Genomic DNA, 20393 nt, shown 5'->3' on the forward strand with positions numbered 1-20393 from the left:
GTCCCACCCATGACAAATGTCAGTTCTGCTCGTCGACCTTGTCCGGGCCCCGCACGCCGAGGGTGTGCAGCGGCCCGTCGTCGGTCTCCTCGGCCAGCAGCGCCAGCACCAGGTGGCCGGAGCCGACGCCCTCCTGGCCCAGCCGCAGCGCCTCCCGGAACGACAGCTCCAGGACCTTCTTGGCGTGCGCGTCGAACGGGATGAGCGCGGGCAGGTCGTCCACCCGGCCGGGCACGGTGATCTGCTCACGGGTGACGCCGGCCGCGGCCAGCAGCCCGCCGCCCTGCGAACCCGGGTCGGCCAGCAGCGCGAGGATGAGGTGGGCGGGCACGATTTCGGCGTGCCCGCCCTTCCGGGCCTCCTCCTGCGCGCCGACCACGGCGCGGCGGGCCGCGTCGGAGTACCGGCTGAACTGCTGGGCCGGGTCGACGTCCTTGGCGACGAACCGTTTCTGCGCCGCCTGCTTGGACACGCCCATGCTGGCGCCGATCTCGGTCCAGGACGCGCCGGAGCGGCGGGCCTGGTCGACGAAGTGCCCGATCAGATGGTCGGCCAGGTCGCCGAGGTGGTCGCCGAGGATGACGGCGCCGGACAGCCGCTCCAGCGGCGATTCGTGGTTGGTGCTGACGGCCGTGATCAGGTCGTCCAGCCGTACCGGAGGATGGGTCTGGGTCATGCCGTCAACCATAGGTTGACGAAACATCGGCGTCAACCCGAAGTTGACGGCGCCCAGTGGTCGAACGACGCCTCCACCACGCCCTCACCGCGGGTCACCCCCGGCACCAGCCGGCGCAGGTCGACCACCCGGGCCGCCGGCACGTGGGCCGACACCACACAGATCGGCCCCTCGAACGACGTCGCCAGCGGCACCCCGCGCACCTGGCCCACCACCGGCAGCACCGCGGTCAGCGTGTCCGCCGGGACCTCCAGCCGCACCGCGTCCACCGGCTCACACACCCGCGTCCCCGCGTCCCGCAACGCCGCCGCCAGCACCAGCGGCGTCAGGTTGCGGAAGTCGCCGGCCGTGCTCGACATGCTCTTGTCGAACGTGGCGTGGCTGTGCGACTGCCGCGCCCAGTAACCCGCGTGCGTCATGAAGATCGCCACGTCGGTCACCGCCCAGCCGTGCGGCCCCCGTTCCAGGGCCTTCGGGATCGTCTCCTCGACCGCGCGGAAGAACGAGTACGGCATCGACCCCAGCTCCACCTCCAGCCCGAACGTCACCCCGGCCCCCGGCGGCAACGGCTCCACCCGCAGGCCCACGGTGGCCAGATACGGATTCGGGTCAACGGCGATCATCCGGTACGCCGCTCCGCTCCCGGCCGGCCGCTCGATGCAGATCGTCGAGGTGTCCCGGAAGGTGACCGCGATCCCGTACTCCTCGGCCAGGGTCGCCTCGATCACCTCCTTCTGCACCTCGCCGTAGAGCGACACCGTGTCGTCGGCCCGCAACCCGATCAGCGGATCCTGCTCGGCCAGCTGGGCCAGCGCCTGATGCAGCGCCGTCCGGTCCCGGTCGTCGACCGGCTCGACCACCGCGGACAACGTGGGCGGAGAGAACGAACGTTCCTTCTCTCCGCCGGGAAGGGGAACGACGCCGACCGGGTCGCCGATCCGCGCCCGGGACAGGCCTCTGGCCACCGCGATCTGCCCGGCCCCGACCTCAGCCGCGCCGTTTACGCCGAACACGTCCAGGCCGGTGACCCGGTCCTCGCCGACCCGCTCCCGCACCCGCAGGACACCGCCGAACATCCGGACGTAGGCGAGTTTCTCCCCGGACGGGCCGCGCTCCACCTTGAACACCGTCCCCGACCGCGCCCCGCCCGGGTCACCGCCGGCCGCGGGCAGCAGCGTGACGATGCCGTCGATCAGCTCATCGACGCCGGCGCCGGTGATCGCCGAGCCGAAGAAGACCGGGTGCACGGCGCCGGCCCGGGTCTGCTCGCACAGAGCCGGCCACAGATCCGGGGCGGCGCCGCCGTTCACGAACGCTTCCAGCAGGGCGTCGTCGTGCTCGGCGAGCACGTCCAGCGGCGGGTCGATCGCGGTCACGCTCGCTTCCCGCGTACCCAACGCCTTGACCGCCGTGACCGGCACCCCGGCCGGAGTGAGCCGCTGAGCGATCTCCCGCAGCAGATCGTCGTCGCGCGCGCCGCGCCGGTCGACCTTGTTCACGAAGATCAGGTACGGCAGGCCGAGCCGGTGCAGCGTGCGGGCCAGCACCCGGGTCTGCGCCTGCACCCCCTCGACGGCCGACACCACCAGCACCACACCGTCGAGCACGCCGAGAACCCGCTCCACCTCGGCGATGAAGTCGGGGTGACCGGGCGTGTCGATCAGGTTGACGCTCGTGTCGCCAAGGCGGAACGACACCACCGCGGCCTTGATGGTGATGCCGCGGCGACGTTCCAGGGCGAGCGAGTCGGTGCGGGTGCTGCCCGCGTCGACGCTGCCGATCTCGTCGATGACACCGGCGGCGTGCAGCAGCCGCTCGGTGAGGCTGGTCTTACCGGCGTCGACGTGCGCGAGGATGCCGAGGTTGAGCGAAGTCAAGCGAACAGTCCCTGTCGTAGGCGGAGATACCTTCCGGGGTAGACAGAGAAGTCGCTCGCATGACAGCGATGGTTGCCCGGCCACCATCGGCCGGGCAACCCATTTACGCGCCGCGCTCGGCCGCGGAGCGCTCCACGCAGAACTCGTTGCCGGCCGGGTCGGTCAACGTCACCCATCCGGTGCCGTCCGGCTTGCGGTGGTCCTCGAACAGCTTGGCGCCCAGCGCGATCAGCCGGTCCACCTCCTCGTCGCGGGTGCCACCCGGCTGCACGTCCAGGTGGACCCGGTTCTTGATGGTCTTGGCCTCGGGCACCCGGACGAACAGCAGCCCCGGCGCGCCCTCGACCATCGCCTCGTCGTCGCCGGGCTCGTCGTCGGCGCCCAGCGGCGACCCCACCACCTGGCTCCAGAACCGCGCCAGCTCGTACGGCTCGTAGGGCGGCGCGACGTCGATCGTGATGTGACGAACCACAGAAGTCATACCGGCCATTGTGTCGCCGGACGGTTCAGCGGATGAACCGGACCTCGGGAAACGCCGGGCTGGGCCGCTCGAGCAGCCGCTGCCGGCGGCCACGCAGGTGCAGATCGAAGAACGCGAGGGGGTACGCCTGCTGGATGCGCGTGGCGCGGCCCGCGTCGAGAGTGCCGATCCACTCGATCAGCTCCTCGTCGCTCATCCCGGTGATCCTCGCCAGCTGCGTGAGCAGCGTCGGATTGTCACAGTAGGAACCGTGCGCCGCCCCGCACGCGTGCATGGTCAGCCGCCACCCGCGCAGCAGCGACCACAGGGTGTCGACCGGCTCCGTGCCGCGGACGGACTCCGCGGTCATCAGCATGAACGGCCGGTCGATGGCCGTGGGCCGCGGCTGCGACTCCATCGGGCCGTCCAGGCTGAGCCCCGCCCGTACCCGCCGGTCGATGTTCATCACCAGCGCGGCCGAGGTCCCGCCCTTCGACCAGCCGGCGATGCCGACCCGGCGCAGATCCAGCGCCGCGGCCGAGACCGGGCCGAGGGCCAGGTCCTCGACGCGGTCGAGCACGAGCACCATGTCGTGGGCCGAGTCCCACGGCGTGAACGACCCCTCGTCCGGCACGGAGAGCCGGCCGCCGGGGAACTCGGTGTAGGCGTCGCCGGTGTGATCCACCGTGACCACCACATAGCCGTGGCTGACCAGCTCCTGCACCATGGTCGTGGCCTCACCGCGGTGACCGTCGTTGCCGTGCGAGTAGAGGATCACCGGGTGCCGGCCGGCCGCGACCGGAGCACCGAGCCGGCCGGCCGTGACCGGCGCCAGCGCGACATTCTGGTCGAACCCGACGGCTCCCAGCAGGGCCCGGGTCGGCGCCGGGAGCAGCCACTCGGCCCGCCGCCGATGCGAGACCCGGGCCGGATACCAGACACTGGCCATCAGCTCACGGGCGCCGGTCAGGTGCCACGGCACGACGCCGATCGGGTGCGGCCCGGTCGGCCGGGGCAGCCGGAGCCGCGGCGGCGCGGCCAGCGCGGGCCCGGCGCCCAGCGGCACCGCCGCCCCGGCGGCCAGCGCGGCGGCAAGCAGGCTTCGACGGGTGATCATCGGTCCTCCCGGGTGGTCTCGACACGCGCGATCAGTTGCTTGAGCTGGCCGATCTCCTCGGCCAGGGCGGCGTCGCCGGCGCCGGTCAGGGTGATCCAGGTGCGGCCGCGTCTGCCCTCGTAACCCTTCTCCAGGTTCACCAGGCCGGCCGCCTCCAGCACGCTCAGGTGCTTCGACAGGTTCCCGGCGGTCAGGTCGAGCTGCGTACGCAGATAGCCGAACTCCACCTTACGAGCCTCGTGCGCGATGGTCAGGATGCCCAGCCGCACCCGCTGGTGCACCACCTCGTCGAGGCCGTTGGCCGGGTGGGCTTCGGACGCCGGGGTCGGCGCGGTCATCGCCGCCGCCGGGCGACCGCGAACCCGATCCCGCCGAGCAGCAGGACGGTGCCGTTGATGATCTGCTGAGGCAGGAACTCGGTGCGGATGTTCGAGTGCATCTGCCAGCCGAAGTCGACCGGCACCAGCGCCACCGCCAGGTAGGCGAGCGTGAACACCAGCAGGGCCACGTTGCGTTCCAGCCAGGCCAGCACCAGCAGCGCCAGCCCGATGACGCCCCACGGCGCGATCAGCCGGTCGAGGAACAGCACCCAGCCCGGCGTCGGGTCCAGCGACACGGGCGGGTCGGGCAGGTTGGCCCGCACCACGAACCACGTCACCGTGAACAGCACGGTCAGGACCGCGCCGGTGATCACGTACGGCATGACGCGAGCGCCCACCCCCCGCGTGCGGGCGACCCGGACATAAAGAAGGGCGATGATCGCGTACGCGATCAGCAGCGCCACCGGCCAGAAGAACAGCACGCCCTGGCGGTCGAACGAGCACGACCCGCTCGGGTCGTTGTTGACGCAGTCCACCTTCATGCCGAACACGTCGAAGGGGATCGCCAGGAACGTCACGCCCGCCAGCACCAGCAACGCGACCCAGGTCACGCGCTGATCGAGACGGACCTTGCGCGCGAGGTCGCGCGTGTCAGCCAGCAGCCGGCGGGGATCCCCGCCGGCCGGAACCGAATCAGTGGTCATGCCAATAGGTTTCCACAGCAAACCGATTGGCGCTAGTGCGGCTCGTAAACTGGATCGCATGTCGTGGACCGCGGACCAGCTCGACCTGATCGGCCGCAGCGACGAGCTGGAGATCCTCACCCGCCGCTGGACCCCGATCTGGGCGGTCACCACCGGCGGCCAGGTCTACGTGCGCACCTGGCACGCCCGCGACACCGGCTGGTACGGCCACGCCGTGCGCACCGGCCGGGCCCGCATCCGGGTCCCCGGCCTGGAGACCGACGTGACGGTGGCGGCCACGACCGAACGCCGCGCCGAGATCGACGGCGCCTACCGCGACAAGTACGCCCGCTACGGCACCGGCGCCGTCGGCCCGATGGTGGCCGACGCGGCCGCCGCCTCGACGCTGCTCCTGAGTCCCGCCGGCGCGGCCGGCGCGAGGTGACGCGCCGGCGTGCCGGAAAATCGACCCGTGACGACGACTCCTTCCCCCTCCCTGCACTACTACGTGGTCCACGACCGGGCCGGCGAACCGGACGGGTTGCTGGCCGAGGAGTTTCTGCTCGCCGTCGACCACTCCTCCGCGGGGCTGTTGAGCGGCTTCTGGAGCCGGCGAGAGAGCGGCTGGCGCGACGGCGCGGACACCAGCCGGCGCCTGCGCCTCGACGCCGACCTGCGGGCCCGGGTGGTCACGGTCGGCCGGGAGGCGGCGGCGGAGCTCCATCGAAGCGTGTGTGGTGTCGATCTGCCGGATGAGGCCGCGTTGCGGGCGTGCTTCGGCGACCTTCCTGCTCCGTCGCCGCCCCCTCTGCGTCTGAGCGGGCCGGAAGCCACCCCGGGATTCCGCGAGACCCGCGTCTATCGGATCCTGTTCGTCAACGAGCTGACCGGGGACCGCCTTGAGGCGCTCAGCAGCGCGTGGCAGATGCCGGTCACCGGCGACCTTGCCGATCCCGAGGTTCGAGTCCTGGGCGCGGTGCGTCGCCAGGTGGCCGGTGACGCCTTCCGCTGGGATCTGCGCCGAGTCGCCGCCGGCGCCGCATGGGGCCTGGACGTGACCTGCGATCTGGCGGGCGAACGCGACGAGGCGGTCGGCGTGCTGCTGTCCGGCCTGACGTCGCAGATGCGGCAGCAGGGGCTGATCCCCGTCACCATCGACCGATTCCGCTGAGGCGTTCAGCCCACCGCGTCCCCCGCACTCACGCGAGACACGCGTCACGGCCCGGGGAATCGCCTGGCTCGCGGGCCGCCACGCCGTCCCGGTGTCGCGGTTGGGGACCACGTCGCTCGTACCCAACGAATCAAGGGTGATCGCTGTCCAGGCCCGATGTCAGCGGTCGGCGAGCTCCCGCCCGGCGGTCACGGCGGCCTCGTGCGCGGCCTTCTTGAGCAGCTCGGCGGCCTCCAGGAACGGATCCATGGCCGGGGTGACGCCGGCCAGGGTCAGCTCCCGCTCGATCAGCGTCAGCTCGGCGCCCCACACGTCCTCGACGATGCGGCGCAGGTACGCGGTGTTGTGGTCCCAGCCCTCACGGGGCGTGCCCGGGCCGTAGCCTCCGCCCCTGGTGGTCAGCACGATCGCCGGGCGGCCGTCGAGCAGCCGCTCGCTGGGCGACTCGGCGCCGGCCAGGACCAGGTCGACCCAGGTCTTCACGTGCTGCGAGACGCCCCAGTTGTAGAGCGGCAGGGCGAGGATCGCGGCGTCGGCGTCGCGCAGCTCGGCGGCCACCGTACGGGCCAGGTTCTGCGCCGTGCGCTGCTCGTCGGTCTTCGACCCGTCGGGGGTGAAGTTGGCGCCGATCGCGGTGGCCCAGGCGTCGGACGGCAGCGGCTCGGTGCCCAGGTGGCGGCGGACGAAGGTGGTGTCCGCCCGGACGGCGGTGAACTCGGCCTCGGCGAGGTCGGCGAGCTCGCTGCTGGCCGAGCGGGGACCCTGGATGCTGGCGTCGATACGCAGAACGGACATCGGTGGTTACTCCCACGGATAGGGGGCTTGAATGTTCAATCCCAGAGTGCTCCTGTCTGCGTTGAATGTTCAAGTCCCCCGTAGAATGACCTCTGTGACGAGTCCCACCCAGCGGGTCGAATGGCTGACCGACGACGAACGCCACGCCTGGATGATGCTGGCGGGCGTCCTGATGAACCTGCCCCCGGCGATCGACGCCCAGCTCAAACGCGACTCCGGGCTCAACTTCTTCGAGTACTCGATCCTGGTCGCGCTGTCCCGCCCGATGAACCGCACCCTGCAGATGTCGATGCTGGCCCAGACCGCCGGCGGCTCCCTGTCCCGGCTGTCGCACGCGGTCAGCCGGATGGAGAAGCAGGGCTGGGTCCGCCGCCGGGTGAACAACGACGCCGAGGTCCGCTGCGTCGAGGCCGTGCTCACCGACGAGGGCATGGAACTGCTGCGCTCGGCCGCGCCCGGGCACGTCACCGAGGCCCGCCGCCTGGTCTTCGACGCGCTCAGCCCCGAGCAGGTCGGCCAGCTCTTCGAGATCGGCCGGGCCCTGCTCGGCCAGGCCAACCCGGACGGCTGCGGGGCGATGGAACGAGTGATCGCCGAAGGTTACTGAGCAAGCATGTCGAGATCGCGTGGACAGCTTCGTCCCTGGGGTGTCAGACCGAGAGATCGAGAGGACCACGACATGAAGTACCTGCTGATCGTCGACTACCGGCCCGGCGTCGACGACACCCCGATGGAGCAGTGGAAACCGGCCGAGGTGCAGGCGCACATGGACTACTACCAGGCGCTGAACAAGCAACTGCTGGAGAACGGCGAGCTCGTCGGCGGCTTCGCCCTGCGGCCGCCGGACACCGCGAAGACCGTCACCTCCGACGGCCGGACGCCCGACGTGGTCACCGACGGCATCTACCCCGAGACCAAGGAGATCCTGGCCGGCTTCCAGACCGTCGACGTGGAGTCCGAGGAACGCGCGATCGAGATCGCCAAGCTCGTCTCCCAGGTCCCCGGCCCCGGCGGCGTCCCGCTCGGCCAGCCGATCGTCGTGCGCCAGGTGATGCACGAGTTCGCCGAGGAATGAGCGACGCCACGATCGAGGACCTGCTGCGTACGAACGCGCCGCAGGTCCTCGCGGTCCTCGCCCGCCGCTACGGCGACTTCGCGGCCGCCGAGGACGCCACCCAGGAAGCGCTGATCGCCGCCGCGAAACACTGGCCGGCCGACGGCGTGCCGGACAACCCGCGCGGCTGGCTCATCCAGACCGGCGCCCGCAAGCTGCTCGACCAGATCCGCAACGAGCAGGCCCGCCGCCGCCGCGAAGACCTGGCCGCCGTCAACGACCTGCCCGGCGTTCCCGTCCAGCACGACGACACGCTGACCCTGCTGCTCATGTGCTGCCACCCCGCGCTCACCCCGGCGTCGGCGATCGCGCTGACCCTGCGCGCGGTCGGCGGGCTGAGCACGGCCGAGATCGCCCGCGCGTTCCTCGTCCCCGAGACCACCATGGGCCAGCGCATCAGCCGCGCCAAACAACGGGTCAAGGACACCGGCGCGGTCTTCGCCGAACCCGCGGCCGAGGAGCGGGAGGCCCGGCTGCGGCAGGTCCGGCACGTGCTCTACCTAATCTTCAACGAGGGGTACGCGGCCAGCACCGGAACCGCCGTCCACCGCGCCGACCTCGCCGCCGAGGCCATCCGCCTGGCCCGCCTGCTCCCGCCCGACGCCGAATCGGGCGGCCTGCTCGCCCTGATGCTGCTCACCGACGCCCGCCGCCCGGCCCGCACCGACGCCTCCGGCGGCCTGGTCCCGCTCGACGAACAGGACCGCAGCCGCTGGGACCGGGCCCGCATCGCCGAGGGCACCGCGCTGCTCAACCGCGTCGCCGGCACCGCCGCCCCGGGCGAATACCAGGTCCAGGCCGCCATCGCCGCCCTGCACGACCGCGCCCCCACCGCCGAGGACACCGACTGGCCCCAGATCGAGGCCCTGTACTCGATGCTCGACGACACCAACCCGGTCGTCGCCCTCAACCGGGCCATCGCCGCCGCCATGATCCACGGCCCGCAGCATGGCCTCGACCTGATCGCGGGCCTGACCCTGCCCGGCCACCGCCTCGCCGCCGCCCGCGCCCACCTGCACGAACGGGCCGGGCACCGGGACGCCGCCCTGGCCCACTACAAGCAGGCGGCCGAGCTGGCGACCAGCATCGCCGAGCGCGACTACCTGATCCTGCGCGCGTCCCGCCTGCGCCACCAGAACTAGCAGCGCAGCCGCGGCCAGGCACCCATCGGGCCCACCGTAATCAACCACGCTCGATAAAGTCGCCCCATGCCGACCTACACCGGCGCCGACGGGGCGCACCTGCACTTCGACGACACCCAGCCCGGCTCGGCCGAACCGGTCATCGTGCTGGCCGGCGGCGCCGCGCTCGACCCCGGCTATCTCGGCGACCTGGGCGGCCTCTCGGTCCGGCTGATCATCCCCCACCTGCGCGGCACGGGCTCGTCACCGCTCTCCGGCGACGCCTCCTTCTGGGGCCAGGCTTCGGATGTCGAGGCCCTGCGGGTGCGGCTCGGGCTCGAGCGGGTGGTCCTGCTGGGCCATTCGGCGGGTACGCGGCTCGCGCTCGCCTACGCCGTGCAGTACCCCGACCGGGTCAGCGCCCTGGTGCTGGTCACACCACCGGCCTGGCACCTGGTCGACGTACCCGAAGACATGCCCGGCCTGATCGCCGCCCGCGCCGGCGACGACGTGTTCGCCGCGGCGCTCGCCCACCGCGAAGCCGGGCCCCGCTCGCCGGAGGACTTCCAGGACTGGACGCTGCGCACCGCGCCGGTCGCCTACGCCGCATGGGGGCCGGCCGAGCAGGCCCACGCCGCCGGCATGATCGCGAACTACCCCGCCAACCGGGCCTACTTCAGCGTCGACGCGCCCGACGACTGGGCCACCAGGCTCGCCGCCGTGACCGCGCCGGTGCTGGTCGTGGCCGGCGCCCACGACTGCTCGACGGGCGCGGCCCAGCCGGTGGCCCTGGCCGACCTGTTCCCCCACGGTGAAGCCGTGACCATCGACAAGTCCGGCCACTTCCCGTGGGTCGAACAGCCCGCCTCGTTCCGGGCCGCCGTCGACCCGTGGCTGCAACGCGCCGTCACCGCGTCCTGGTACTGGGACTTCGGCGTCCGCCAGGCCCGCGGCGAATCGCCCACCTACGAGCGGCTGTCCTACGCCGTGGCCGCCGACCCGACGGTGCTCGACCTGCTCACCTCGCTGCCCGAACCCAAACGGCAACCCAACCTGCTGTACGGCGTGGTCCGCCTGCTCGGCGGCCCGGTCGACGAGGTGGCCGAATTCCGCGACTTCGTGGTCACCCACTGGGACAAGATCGCCGCCGAGATGCGTACCCGGGCGACCCAGACCAACGAGGCCGGCCGCACCGCCCTGCTGCTGCCCCTGCTCGCCGCGCTGCCCCAGCCGATCGCCCTGATCGAGGTCGGCGCCTCCGCCGGCCTCAACCTCTACCCCGACCGGTACGCCTACCAGTACAACGACGAACCCGTCATCGGCGCCGGCGCCCCACTGCTCACCTGCGCCGCCACCGGCCTGACCCCGCCCACCACCCGGCCCGACGTGGTCTGGCGCGCCGGCCTCGACCTCAACCCCCTCGACGTCACCGACCCCGCCGACGTGGCCTGGCTCGACGCCCTGATCTGGCCCGAACACGCCGACCGCCGCGCCCGTCTGCAAGCCGCCGTCGAGGTGGCCCGGGCCGACCCACCCCATCTGACAAGAGGTGACCTGCTCACCGACCTGCCCGCCCTGGTGTCCCAGGCCCCCGCCGGCGCCACCGTGGTCGTCCTCCACTCGGCGGTGCTCTACCAGGTCCCCCAGCCGGCCCGCGACCGTTTCCTGGCCCTGGTCCGCTCCCTGCCCGTCCGCTGGATCTCCATCGAGTCCACCGGCACCCTGCCCTTCGACGACCTGCCCGCCGGCCCCGACAACCTGGCCTACAACGTGCTCGCCCTCGACGGCCGCGCCGTCGCCTGGACCCACGGCCACGGCCGCGCGCTCACCTGGTTCGGTCCCGCCCCCGAGGTCATCGCAGCCGCGGCAGCACCGCCGGCCGGCCCGCCGGCCGCTCCCGCGCCACGGGGTCGCTGACCAGCTCCACCGCCCACATGGAGAGCTCGGCGCGGTCGGCGGGCTCGTGCCGGCGCGCGGACCATGGTCGACGCGAGCGGGCGCGGTCACCGCGGCAAGATCGGCAGCGAGGTCGTCACCGCACTCTCCAGAACCTCCAACAAGAAGAGCCACGCCCTGGTGTCCGGAACCCGCTCATCGGCCCACCGCCGCCGCGTCGCCTCGTCCCCGGGCAGCAGCAGGGTCCCGATCGCCGTCCGCGCCTCCTCGACGTCCACCGTTCTCCCCGCCTGTGGATAGTTCACAACCCCGCCACATCCAAGCGCTACATTCCCGACCCACCCATCCGGGGCGGGGGTGGCGGCGGACACGCGTGTCGATCTTGAAATTTCGCCACGCCGATGACACTGCCGACGCGCTGGTCACGGCCGTCGTCGAGTGCCTCGGCCGGCTCGGTGTCACTCCGGCGATCCGCCAGACGCCGCGGCAGCCGGAGCACCCAGGCAGAGCTGGTGATTACCGTCGGGCGCGGAGACATCCCGGCCGTACCCTCGACGACGGGGCCCTGAGCCGAACTGGCCGGGCGGTCGGCGGCTGGTGGAACCGCGAGGACGATGCCGGCCCCGGCCGCCCGGGGCCGCCCGGGCCGGCATCGACGCCAAGGTCACCACCAAGAACAGCTGACCGCTAGAGTGCGGCGTCATGGCCGAGGGGCAGATCAATCCGGGCAGCGGCCGGCGGGTACGGGCGACGTACATCGTCATCGGCGCCGGCACGCTGATCGCGACGGCGTTCATGTTCTCGCTCCCGGTCTACTTCTCCGCCACCGATCCCGCCGACGCGTCGCCGTCCATTGTGGTTCTGGGCATCGCGGTCGCCGCGGTCACGCTGGCGTTCCTGCTGGCGGCGGCGGGCCAGGGCGTGCTGGCGGTCGGGAACGACCGGGTGGACCTGCCGCGGGTACGCGCCTCGGCCCGCCTCGCCCGGATCGGCGGCTACATCGGCTGGTGTGGCACGCCGACGCCTCTGGTGCTGGGCACGCTTCTGTACTTCGTCGCCGACGACGGTTTCGGTGTCATGCTCGGCCTGATCTGCACCGTCTGCTGCCTGATCCCGGCCTGGGTCAGCGACACCACGTTCCGCCTGGCGACCCGTCTGTCACACGCCCGCCCGACATGACCAGCACCCGGTCGGCGATGCGGATCGTGGACGGCCGGTGGGCGATGATCAGGGCGGTACGCCCGGCCAGCACGGTCCGCATGGCGTCGTGGATCTGCCGCTCGGCCGGGATGTCGAGCGAGGACGTCGCCTCGTCGAGGATCACCACCGACGGGTCGGCGACCAGCACCCGGGCCAGCGCGAGCAGCTGCCGTTGCCCGGCCGACAGGCGACCGCCGCCCCCGGCCAGGCGGGTGTCGTAGCCGTCGGGCAGGCCGGTGACGAACCGGTCGGCGCCGACGGCGGTCGCGGCCGCCTCGACGCCGGCCCGGCCGACCCCGGGACGGCCGAGGGCGATGTTCTCGGCCACGGTCGCGGTGAACAGGAACGCCTCCTGGAGCATCATCACCACGTTGCCGCGGAGGTCGGCGGTGGCCAGGTCGCGCAGATCGGCCTCGTCCAGCAGGACCCGGCCGCCGGTCGGGTCGTAGAGCCGGGCCACCAGCTTGACCAGCGTGGACTTGCCGGATCCGGTGGCGCCGACGAGCGCGACGGTCTGCCCGGCCGGAATCACCAGGTCGAGCCCGGGCAGCACGGCCGGGCCGTCGCGGTAGCCGAAGCGGACCCGGTCGAACCGCACCGTGCGACCCCGCTGCCCGGCGGGACGTTCCGGCAACCGGGCCGGGTGGATGGGGTCCTGGACGGTGGGTCGTCGGTCCAGGATGCCGGCGATCGCGCGCAGGGACGCCGAGGCCGACTGGTACGCGTCCAGCACCCCGCCGAGCCGGAGCGGTTCGTCGTAGAGACGGCGCAGGTTCAGCACCACCGCGGCGAACACGCCCAGCTCGACTCCGCCGGCGGCGACCCGGTAGGCGCCCCACAGCACCAGTCCGGCGACGGCGACGTTGGCGACCAGCCGGGAGGCGGTGACGTAGCGGGCCATCTCCAGGCCGGCCCCGCCGTTGAGGCGCTCGTGGTCGCCGTTGAGGCCGGCGAAGGCCGTACCGTTGGCCCTCTCCTGTCGCAGGGCCTGGACGGCGCGGATCCCGGCGAACGTCTCGGCGGCCTTGGCGGTGACCGCGGCGAGGGCCTCCGACCGGCGGGTGTAGACCGGCGCCGAGCGACGCCGGAAGGTACGCATCGTCGCGTAGAGCGGCACGATGACGGCCAGCGCCGCCGCGCCCACCGGCGCGTCCAGGTAGAGCAGGGTGGCGGTGATGGTCACGGTGGACAGGCCCGCCGTCACGATCTGCCCCGCGCTGCCGTCCAGCAGCTCGCGCAGGGCGTCGACGTCGCTGGTGGCGCGTGAGGTGAGCCGCCCCGAGGTGTAGCGCTCGTGAAAATCAAGATCAAGATCCTGCGCGTGTACGAAGATCAGGCACCGGAGGTCGGCCAGCACATCCTGGCCGACGCGGACCGAGAGCCGGACGAACCCGTACTGGGCGGCCCCGGACACCGCCGCACACAACAGGTACCCGGCCGCGACGGCGACCAGCGGGCCGGCGTCATGCGTGCGCAGGGCCGGCACGGCCCGATCGAAGGCGTACGCCACCAGCAACGGCCCGGCCAGCAGCGCGCCCTGCCGCATCAGCAGGACGGCCGCGGCCACCCCGACGCGCCGGGCGTGCGGCCTCAGCAGGGACCCGAGCAGCGCCCGCGCCGTCACCGCCCCGCCACCGGCGTCATCAGGGCCGCGTACTCGGCGTTGGTCCTCAGCAGCTCGGCATGACTTCCGGTGGCGGCGATCCGGCCGCCGGACAGCAGCGCCACCCGGTCGGCGAGCAGCACGGTCGACGGCCGGTGGGCCACGATCAGGGCCGTCGTGGTGGCCAGCACCCGGCGGAGCGCGGCCTCGATCAGCGCCTCGGTGCCGAGGTCGAGGGCCGAGAGCGGATCGTCGAGGACGAGCAGACGAGGCCGGGCGGCGACCGCGCGGGCCAGGGCCAGCCGTTGCCGCTGCCCGCCCGACAGGGTCAGTCCCTGTTCGCCGAGCTGGGTGTCGGCGCCATCCGGCAACGCGTGCACGAACTCGTCGGCCCGAGCGATGCGCAGCGCCCGCTCGAGCTCGGCCCGGTCGGGTGTGCCCGTACCCATCAGAACGTTGTCGGCGACGGTGCCCGTGAACAGGGTGGGTTCCTGGAACGCGACGGCGACCAGCCCGCGCAGCCGGTCGCGGGGCATGGTGGCGATGTCGGTCCCGTCGAGGGTGATCCGCCCCGAGTCCGGCTCGAACAGGCGCGGCACCAGCGCCACCACGGTGCTCTTGCCGCTGCCCGTGGCACCGACCAGGGCCACGCTCTCGCCCGGCTCGATCCGCAGGCTGAACCCGTCGAGCGTGGCCGGACCGCCGGCGTGGCGGAACCCGATCCGGTCGAACACCAGCCCCGCCGGCGACCGGTCCTCGCGCTGCGGAGGCCCGTCCCGTGGTGGGTCGGCGGCCGCGGGCGTGTCCATGACCTCCAGGTAGCGATCGGCCGCGGCGGCCGCCTCGGAACCGGCCGCGAGCAGCCCGCCGGTGGAGTCCACCGACGGTTTCACCGCCAGGGCGATGGCCACGACCGCCAGCAGCGTCCCCGCCGACACCGTGCCCTCGGCCACCCGCACCACGCCCAGCACCAGCGCCGCTGCCATGGCGACGTCGGGCAGCACGGACAACAGCATCGACACCAGCGCCAGCCGACGAGCCTGGCCCAGCTCGGTCTCCCGGAGCCGGCCGGCCAGCCGCCGGAACCGGCGCGCCTGCTCACGGTGGAGCCCCAGCCCTTTGACGACCCGAATCCCCAGAATCGACTCCCGCACGGCGGTGGCCACCTCACCACCCTGGTCCTGCGCCCGCCGAGCCTCCGCGGCATAGCGGGCCTCCAGCCGGGCGCCCACCACCAGCAGCACCGGGACCGGCGCCAGCAGCACCAGACCCAGCAGCCAGTGCTGAGCCGGCAGAAGCACCGCCCCGACCACCAGCGTCACCGCGTTGACCACCAGGAACGGCAACGCCCCGGCCAGAAACCCGTGCAGCAGCCGCAGGTCGGTCGTGGCCCGCGACAACAGCTGCCCGGACGACCACTTCTCGTGTACGCCCACCGGCAACCGCTGCACCCGCCGATACAGCGCCTGCCGCATCTCCGCTTCGACCCCGGCCAGCGGACGCGCCACCTGCCACCGCCGCACCCCGAAGATCCCGGCCTCGGCCACCCCGAGCACCAGCAGCACCCCACCGCCCAGCCACACCCCGCGCGGTTCCCGGTGCGCCACCGGCCCGTCCGCGATCCACTTCAGCACCAGCGGCATGACCAGCCCCAGAACCGACGCGACCGCGGACAGAACAGTCGCCGCGCCCAGGCGCCCACCAACCGGCCGCACCCACGGCCACAGCCGCCCCAGCGACCGCACCACCGACCGAGCACCCATGATCCGCATCAGCCGCACACGCTAGAAGCCGCCGCCCTCCGGCACACCCCAATAACCTCGTAGCCGGCTCCTGGCGTGGAGACATGGAGGCATGGCGGAACAGCGTGAACTGAAGGACTTCGCCGGGGAGGCAGGCCTGCTCAAGTCCTGTCGCCCATGCCTGGACCTCGCCGTGACAACCAACCGCCGCCGCCGGGAACGGATTCTTCTATGTGCCGGCCGCAACGCCGCAATCGGACACTTCCGCGACAGCGAAGCCACCCTGCTCGCCGCGGTCTCTGTAGAACGCCATCCGAACGTCAGTAAAAGCGTCATCTGATGTCAGTAGCGCTCGGGTGGTTTAACGAGAAGTCACGGCGGTGTCCAGGGGCGACCATGGGGCCTCCAATCGCAGCATGCTGATCCGTAGGACGGTACTGGTGCGGCTTGCACGTGCGATACCGACGCGCTGAGCTACCCGGTACGTGGGTGCGGATGCACCGCACCCACGGGCCAGCATCCAGACTCAGGGACGTTCGATGCCGTCGAACGTGTTCAGGACTTGGACCGCATGGGCGGTGGGGTCGTAGGGCGGGTTGCCGATGCCTTTCGTGGTGGGCTCCGCTGCCACCGCGTCCCACATGTCGTTGATGTTCCCCTCGGCGAGTGCGAGGACGGTGTCGCGGACAAAGGTGTCGCGGACGATCTGCTCGTCGCTGGCGTCGAGGCGTTCCTGTCCAACTATGCCGAACATCTCCGTGCCATGTACCGCGTGCGCCCCTTCGACCGACCCCACCGATAACAGGTGCGCGTTTCCGCCGGCTGCGGCGTGTGCGAGCGCGCCACGGACCTGTGGCAGGGTGAAGGAGAAGTCGGTGAGCAATGCCCCGCGGGCCTCGACGGGGGTGCGCCCATCTACGTCGTACGCGGCGACGATCTTCCGGGCGCGGCTGCGTGGGATGCGGTTCCGGGCGGCGAATTCCTCGACCAGGTCGTCGATGCTGCCGGGGTCGAATTCATCGGTCTTGTTCAGGACCCACCAGTCGGTCTCGTGAGTGGTGCTGCTGAAGAGGATGTCGACGTCTCGGTGCCGTCCGGACTCGAGGACCTTCAGGGGATGATCGGCGAGGATGCCGTTCGGCTGGGTCCGGTCGTCGACGATGGCGATGACGTCGTTGTCGACCCCGTGCGCTGCGCCAGGGTCTGATGATTGCGTTTTGCTCATCGTCTCGGCGAGCAGCTTTGCGTCGATGTTCAGCAACTGCTGGGGATCGTCTTGCACCCCGAGCGCGGTGAGGACCGCCAGCGCGCGCTCTTCTGCCCCCCACGCCGGCACCTGGCGTGACGGCATGCCGGAGAATGCGGCGAGGTGGTGGTAGAGGCCGTCGGCCGAGGGGGCGGCAAGCAGGCTGAGGGCGGAGAAGGCGCCGGCGCTGTTGCCCGTGACGGTGACGTTGCCGGGGTCGCCGCCGAATCGGGTGATGTTCTCCCGCACCCACCGCAGAGCGGTGATGATGTCCTGCAGGCCGAGGTTCGTGGCCTCTTCGAGTGCACCGCCATATTGGGAGAGGGACAGCCATCCGAACGGGCCGAGCCGATAGTTCAGGGAGGCCCCGACAGCTCGTCCGGTCGCGGCGAGGCCGGACGCGTTCGAGGTGGTCTGTGTGTTCGCGCCCAGCACCCACCCGCCGCCGAAGATGTAGACGACCACGGGCAACGGCTCGTCACCTGAGTCTTCGGGGGCCCAGACGTTGAGGTTCAGGCAGTCCTCGCTGAAGCCGTTGTCGGCTTCGAGCCAGCTGGTGTCCCCGGCCTGGAGCGGTGCGGGACCCTCCTGGTCGTAGGGCAGGTCGGGGTTGAACGGCACGAGGGTGGGACTGTGGAAGCGTTCTGCGGTGGCGTAGGGGATGCCGAGCCAGGAGCGGACGGCGTGGGATTCGGACATGTGGTGAGCCTTTCGAACGGTGGTCAATTGTCTTCGGGCGTACAGGGCGGCGTCGGGGTCAGAGCCCCGCATGGATTTGTGGAGCGCGGAGATAACGCTTGGGTGGCGGGGAGATCGAGGACGGAGAATGAGCTGTATCCGTCTGTGAACAGGAACATGGGGTTTTCCTAGCGGTGGGGGCATTTGGTGGGGTCGACGCCGCTGCGGCGTTGGAGCCGGCCATCCGCGGGTGTCAGTCGAGGACCACGACGTGTTTGCCCGGGGTGCGGCCGGCCGCCAGGTCGGTGTGGGCCTGAGGGATCTGGCCGAGGCCGTGGTAGACCTTCGCGATGGCGGGCTTGAGGCGGCCTTCGGTGATGGACCGCAGTTGGTGGTCGAAGGCGGCGGGTGGCAGGTCTTTGGCGGCGCCGCCGTAGACGGTGAGGCGGACGCCGATGGGGATGACGGCGAACGCGTTGAAGTCGGGGATGATCCACTGGTCGGCGAGCGAGCCGGTGAAGCAGCCGGTGCCGCCGGGGCGGACCGCGCGCAGGGTGTCGGGCAGAGCCTGTCCGCCGACCAGTTCCAGGGCGGCATCCACGCCACCGGGATACAGCTCCCGTACGCGGTCGGCGATCTTTCCGTCGTCGGTGATCGGGTGGTCCACGCCGTGGTCGCGCAGCACCTGGGCGCGCTCGGCGCGGCGGGTGGTGGACAGCACGGTGGCGCCCAGTTCCTTGGCCAGTGCGGCTGCGGACAGGCCGACGGTGGAGGTTCCGCCGCGGATCAGCAGTGTCTGGCCCGGCTGGAGGTCGAGTCCGGTGGTGAGGGAGCCGTAGGCGGTCTGGAACATCTCCGGCAGTGCGCCGACGGTCTCCCAGGGCAAGTCGGTGTCGAAGGGGATGAGCTGGTCGACCGGAACCAGGGTGTACTCGGCGTAGCTGCCGTCGAAGGCGCGGCCCATGCCGCCCATCATGGTGGCTACCTTCTGGCCGGGCTTGAGGTCACTGCCGTCCGGGACGGCGTCGATGATGCCGACGCCCTCGATGCCGAGGATGCGAGGGAAGGAGAAGTCCGCGCTGGACTGGCCCTTCGTGCTGGTGACCTCGGATTCGTTGACGCCGAAGGCTTTGATCCGGATGCGGACCCAGCCGGGGCGCACGTCGGGGACGGGTACGTCGGTGACGGTGAGCCGATCGGGGGTGACGGGACCGGTGAGGCGGATGGCGTGCATGGTCGACGGCATGGCGGTGTCTTCTTCCAGTGGTCGGGGACGAGCTCGTGAGGCGGCCGGTCCTGGCTCAGCCGCGGGTGTCCGGGTGGCGCCGCTGGGCACGTAGCCGGGCCCAGTGCTTGAGCCGGCGGCCGATCTCGGCCTCGTGGCCGTGCTCGGTGGGCCGGTAGTAGGTCTCGCGGTCCATGTTCTGGGGGAAGTAGTCGGCGCCGGAGAAGCCGTCGGGGGCGTCCGGGTCGTACTGGTAGTCCTTGCCGTAGCCGAGGTCCTTCATCAGCCGGGTGGGTGCGTTGAGGATGTGCGGCGGCGGCATCAGGGAACCGGTGCGACGGGCGCTCCTGCCCGCGGCGCCGAAACCGCGGTACACGGCAATGGACTTCGGGGCGGTGGCCAGGTAGACGACGGCCTGGGCGAGGGCGAGTTCACCCTCGGGCGAGCCGAGCCGCTCGTACACGTCCCACGCGACGAGCGTCTGGTGGATGGCCTGCGGGTCGGCCATGCCGACGTCCTCATTCGCGAAGCGGACCAGGCGGCGGGCGACGAACAGCGGATCCTCACCGCCCTCCAGCATCCGGGCCAGCCAATACAAGGCGGCGTCCGGGTCGCAGCCGCGCATCGCCTTGTGCAGTGCGGAGATCAGGTTGTAGTGGCCCTCCTGGGCCTTGTCGTACAGCGGGGCGCGCCGCTGTACCTGCCGGGCGAGTCCGGCCGCGTCCAGCGGGCCGGTGTCCGTGGGGAGGGCCTGGAGCTGTTCGGCCATGTTCAGCAGGTAGCGGCCGTCCCCGTCGGCCATGGCGAGCAGGGCCTGGCGGGCTTCGCCGGTCAGCGGGAGGGCCTGGCCGGTCAGCTCTTCGGCGCGGGCCGTGAGCGCCTGAAGGGCCTGCTCGTCGAGGCGTTTGAGGACGAAGACCTGGCTGCGCGACAGGAGCGCGCCGTTCAGTTCGAAGCTCGGGTTCTCGGTGGTCGCGCCGACCAGCACGACCGTGCCGTCCTCCACGTACGGCAGGAAGCTGTCCTGCTGGGCGCGGTTGAAGCGATGGATCTCGTCCACGAACAAGAGCGTCCTCTGGCCCCGGGCCCGGCGCTGCTCGGCGTCGCGGAACACCCGGCGCAGGTCCGCGACGCCCGAGAAGGTCGCCGACAGCGGGGCGAATACCAGACCGGCGGCATCGGCGAGGAGACGGGCGATGGTGGTCTTCCCGCAGCCCGGCGGCCCCCACAGGACCATCGACACCAGGTGCTGCCTCTGCACCATCCGCCCGATCGGCGCCTCATCGGCCAGCAGGTGCTCCTGGCCGACCACCTGGCCAAGGGTGCGCGGGCGCAGCCGGTCGGCGAGAGGACGGGAGAGCTCGTCGATGGCCGGCCCGGTGGTGTCGGTCATACCGGTGCCGCCGAGGGCGGGACCGTCGCTGTCGAACAGGGAGAGCGCGGGTTCGGAGTGATCCATGGGGCAAGGC

Annotated in this window: 20 protein-coding genes and 2 pseudogenes; 9 read left to right on the forward strand and 13 right to left on the reverse strand. The window is 71.8% G+C overall.

What is annotated here, in order from left to right:
- Positions 1-19: 19 nt before the first annotated feature.
- From AB0M54_RS32280 to AB0M54_RS32305, 6 genes are all read right to left on the reverse strand, one after another.
- The gene (locus tag AB0M54_RS32280; protein ID WP_364475493.1) at positions 20-676 is read right to left on the reverse strand and encodes a Clp protease N-terminal domain-containing protein; all 657 of its coding nucleotides are present in this window, start codon (positions 674-676) and stop codon (positions 20-22) included.
- Positions 677-708: 32 nt separating this feature from the next.
- Positions 709-2553, reverse strand: coding sequence for a translation factor GTPase family protein (locus AB0M54_RS32285; protein WP_364475495.1), 1845 nt, complete (start codon positions 2551-2553; stop codon positions 709-711).
- A 103-nt stretch (positions 2554-2656) separates the two neighbouring features.
- On the reverse strand, positions 2657-3034 hold the full coding sequence (locus AB0M54_RS32290; RefSeq protein ID WP_364323167.1) for a VOC family protein: 378 nt from the start codon (positions 3032-3034) through the stop codon (positions 2657-2659).
- A gap of 25 nt (positions 3035-3059) precedes the next feature.
- On the reverse strand, positions 3060-4130 hold the full coding sequence (locus tag AB0M54_RS32295) for an acetylhydrolase (RefSeq protein WP_364475497.1): 1071 nt from the start codon (positions 4128-4130) through the stop codon (positions 3060-3062).
- Complete coding sequence (locus AB0M54_RS32300) at positions 4127-4468, reverse strand: transcriptional regulator (RefSeq protein ID WP_364475499.1); 342 nt, start codon at positions 4466-4468, stop codon at positions 4127-4129. The genes AB0M54_RS32295 and AB0M54_RS32300 overlap by 4 nt, the downstream gene beginning before the upstream one ends.
- Positions 4465-5154, reverse strand: coding sequence for a hypothetical protein (locus AB0M54_RS32305; protein ID WP_364323173.1), 690 nt, complete (start codon positions 5152-5154; stop codon positions 4465-4467). The genes AB0M54_RS32300 and AB0M54_RS32305 overlap by 4 nt, the downstream gene beginning before the upstream one ends.
- 58 nt (positions 5155-5212) lie before the next feature.
- Here AB0M54_RS32305 and AB0M54_RS32310 point away from each other — a divergent pair, with 58 nt between their 5' ends.
- Both AB0M54_RS32310 and AB0M54_RS32315 read left to right on the forward strand, forming a co-directional pair.
- Positions 5213-5578 (forward strand): DUF2255 family protein, encoded by a 366-nt coding sequence (locus tag AB0M54_RS32310; protein WP_364475501.1) that lies wholly within the window; start codon positions 5213-5215, stop codon positions 5576-5578.
- A 27-nt stretch (positions 5579-5605) separates the two neighbouring features.
- Positions 5606-6304 carry a hypothetical protein gene (locus AB0M54_RS32315; protein ID WP_364475503.1) on the forward strand — a complete coding sequence of 233 codons (699 nt, stop codon included), beginning with the start codon at positions 5606-5608 and terminating at the stop codon, positions 6302-6304.
- A gap of 159 nt (positions 6305-6463) precedes the next feature.
- Here AB0M54_RS32315 and AB0M54_RS32320 read toward each other — a convergent pair whose 3' ends face one another.
- Positions 6464-7099 carry an NAD(P)H-dependent oxidoreductase gene (locus tag AB0M54_RS32320; protein WP_364475505.1) on the reverse strand — a complete coding sequence of 212 codons (636 nt, stop codon included), beginning with the start codon at positions 7097-7099 and terminating at the stop codon, positions 6464-6466.
- Positions 7100-7193: 94 nt separating this feature from the next.
- Here AB0M54_RS32320 and AB0M54_RS32325 point away from each other — a divergent pair, with 94 nt between their 5' ends.
- The 5 genes and pseudogenes from AB0M54_RS32325 to AB0M54_RS32345 form a co-directional block, all read left to right on the forward strand.
- Entirely contained in the window at positions 7194-7706 is a 513-nt protein-coding gene (locus AB0M54_RS32325; RefSeq protein WP_364323182.1) for a MarR family transcriptional regulator, read from the forward strand.
- A 72-nt stretch (positions 7707-7778) separates the two neighbouring features.
- Positions 7779-8174: a YciI family protein gene (locus AB0M54_RS32330; RefSeq protein WP_364323184.1), complete on the forward strand. Its 396-nt coding sequence runs from the start codon at positions 7779-7781 to the stop codon at positions 8172-8174.
- Positions 8171-9355, forward strand: a complete 1185-nt coding sequence (locus AB0M54_RS32335; RefSeq protein WP_364475507.1) for a DUF6596 domain-containing protein — start codon at positions 8171-8173, stop codon at positions 9353-9355. Before AB0M54_RS32330 ends, AB0M54_RS32335 begins: the two co-directional genes overlap by 4 nt.
- Positions 9356-9421: 66 nt before the next feature.
- Positions 9422-10201: pseudogene (locus AB0M54_RS32340) on the forward strand (alpha/beta hydrolase); the annotation flags it as partial.
- A 27-nt stretch (positions 10202-10228) separates the two neighbouring features.
- Positions 10229-11173 (forward strand): annotated as a pseudogene (locus tag AB0M54_RS32345) (DUF2332 domain-containing protein); the annotation flags it as partial.
- Between the two features lie 164 nt (positions 11174-11337).
- Here the strand turns inward: AB0M54_RS32345 and AB0M54_RS32350 are convergent.
- Positions 11338-11508, reverse strand: a complete 171-nt coding sequence (locus tag AB0M54_RS32350) for a hypothetical protein (protein ID WP_364323189.1) — start codon at positions 11506-11508, stop codon at positions 11338-11340.
- Positions 11509-11932: 424 nt separating this feature from the next.
- Here AB0M54_RS32350 and AB0M54_RS32355 point away from each other — a divergent pair, with 424 nt between their 5' ends.
- Positions 11933-12409, forward strand: coding sequence for a hypothetical protein (locus AB0M54_RS32355; protein WP_364475509.1), 477 nt, complete (start codon positions 11933-11935; stop codon positions 12407-12409).
- Here the strand turns inward: AB0M54_RS32355 and AB0M54_RS32360 are convergent.
- Together AB0M54_RS32360 and AB0M54_RS32365 are read right to left on the reverse strand one after the other, a co-directional pair.
- Positions 12354-14054 (reverse strand): ABC transporter ATP-binding protein, encoded by a 1701-nt coding sequence (locus AB0M54_RS32360; protein ID WP_364475511.1) that lies wholly within the window; start codon positions 14052-14054, stop codon positions 12354-12356. The genes AB0M54_RS32355 and AB0M54_RS32360 overlap by 56 nt on opposite strands.
- On the reverse strand, positions 14051-15805 hold the full coding sequence (locus AB0M54_RS32365; protein ID WP_364475513.1) for an ABC transporter ATP-binding protein: 1755 nt from the start codon (positions 15803-15805) through the stop codon (positions 14051-14053). Before AB0M54_RS32365 ends, AB0M54_RS32360 begins: the two co-directional genes overlap by 4 nt.
- A gap of 82 nt (positions 15806-15887) precedes the next feature.
- Here AB0M54_RS32365 and AB0M54_RS32370 point away from each other — a divergent pair, with 82 nt between their 5' ends.
- Positions 15888-16115, forward strand: coding sequence for a hypothetical protein (locus AB0M54_RS32370; RefSeq protein ID WP_364475515.1), 228 nt, complete (start codon positions 15888-15890; stop codon positions 16113-16115).
- 186 nt (positions 16116-16301) lie between these two features.
- Here AB0M54_RS32370 and AB0M54_RS32375 read toward each other — a convergent pair whose 3' ends face one another.
- From AB0M54_RS32375 to AB0M54_RS32385, 3 genes are all read right to left on the reverse strand, one after another.
- Entirely contained in the window at positions 16302-17720 is a 1419-nt protein-coding gene (locus AB0M54_RS32375) for a carboxylesterase family protein (RefSeq protein WP_364475517.1), read from the reverse strand.
- A gap of 232 nt (positions 17721-17952) precedes the next feature.
- Positions 17953-18945, reverse strand: coding sequence for a zinc-binding dehydrogenase (locus tag AB0M54_RS32380; protein WP_364475519.1), 993 nt, complete (start codon positions 18943-18945; stop codon positions 17953-17955).
- Between the two features lie 55 nt (positions 18946-19000).
- Positions 19001-20383 (reverse strand): replication-associated recombination protein A, encoded by a 1383-nt coding sequence (locus tag AB0M54_RS32385; protein ID WP_364475521.1) that lies wholly within the window; start codon positions 20381-20383, stop codon positions 19001-19003.
- Between the last annotated feature and the right edge of the window lie 10 nt (positions 20384-20393).

This window comes from Actinoplanes sp. NPDC051470 (genome assembly GCF_040682035.1).
In the GTDB taxonomy this organism is placed as follows: domain Bacteria; phylum Actinomycetota; class Actinomycetes; order Mycobacteriales; family Micromonosporaceae; genus Actinoplanes.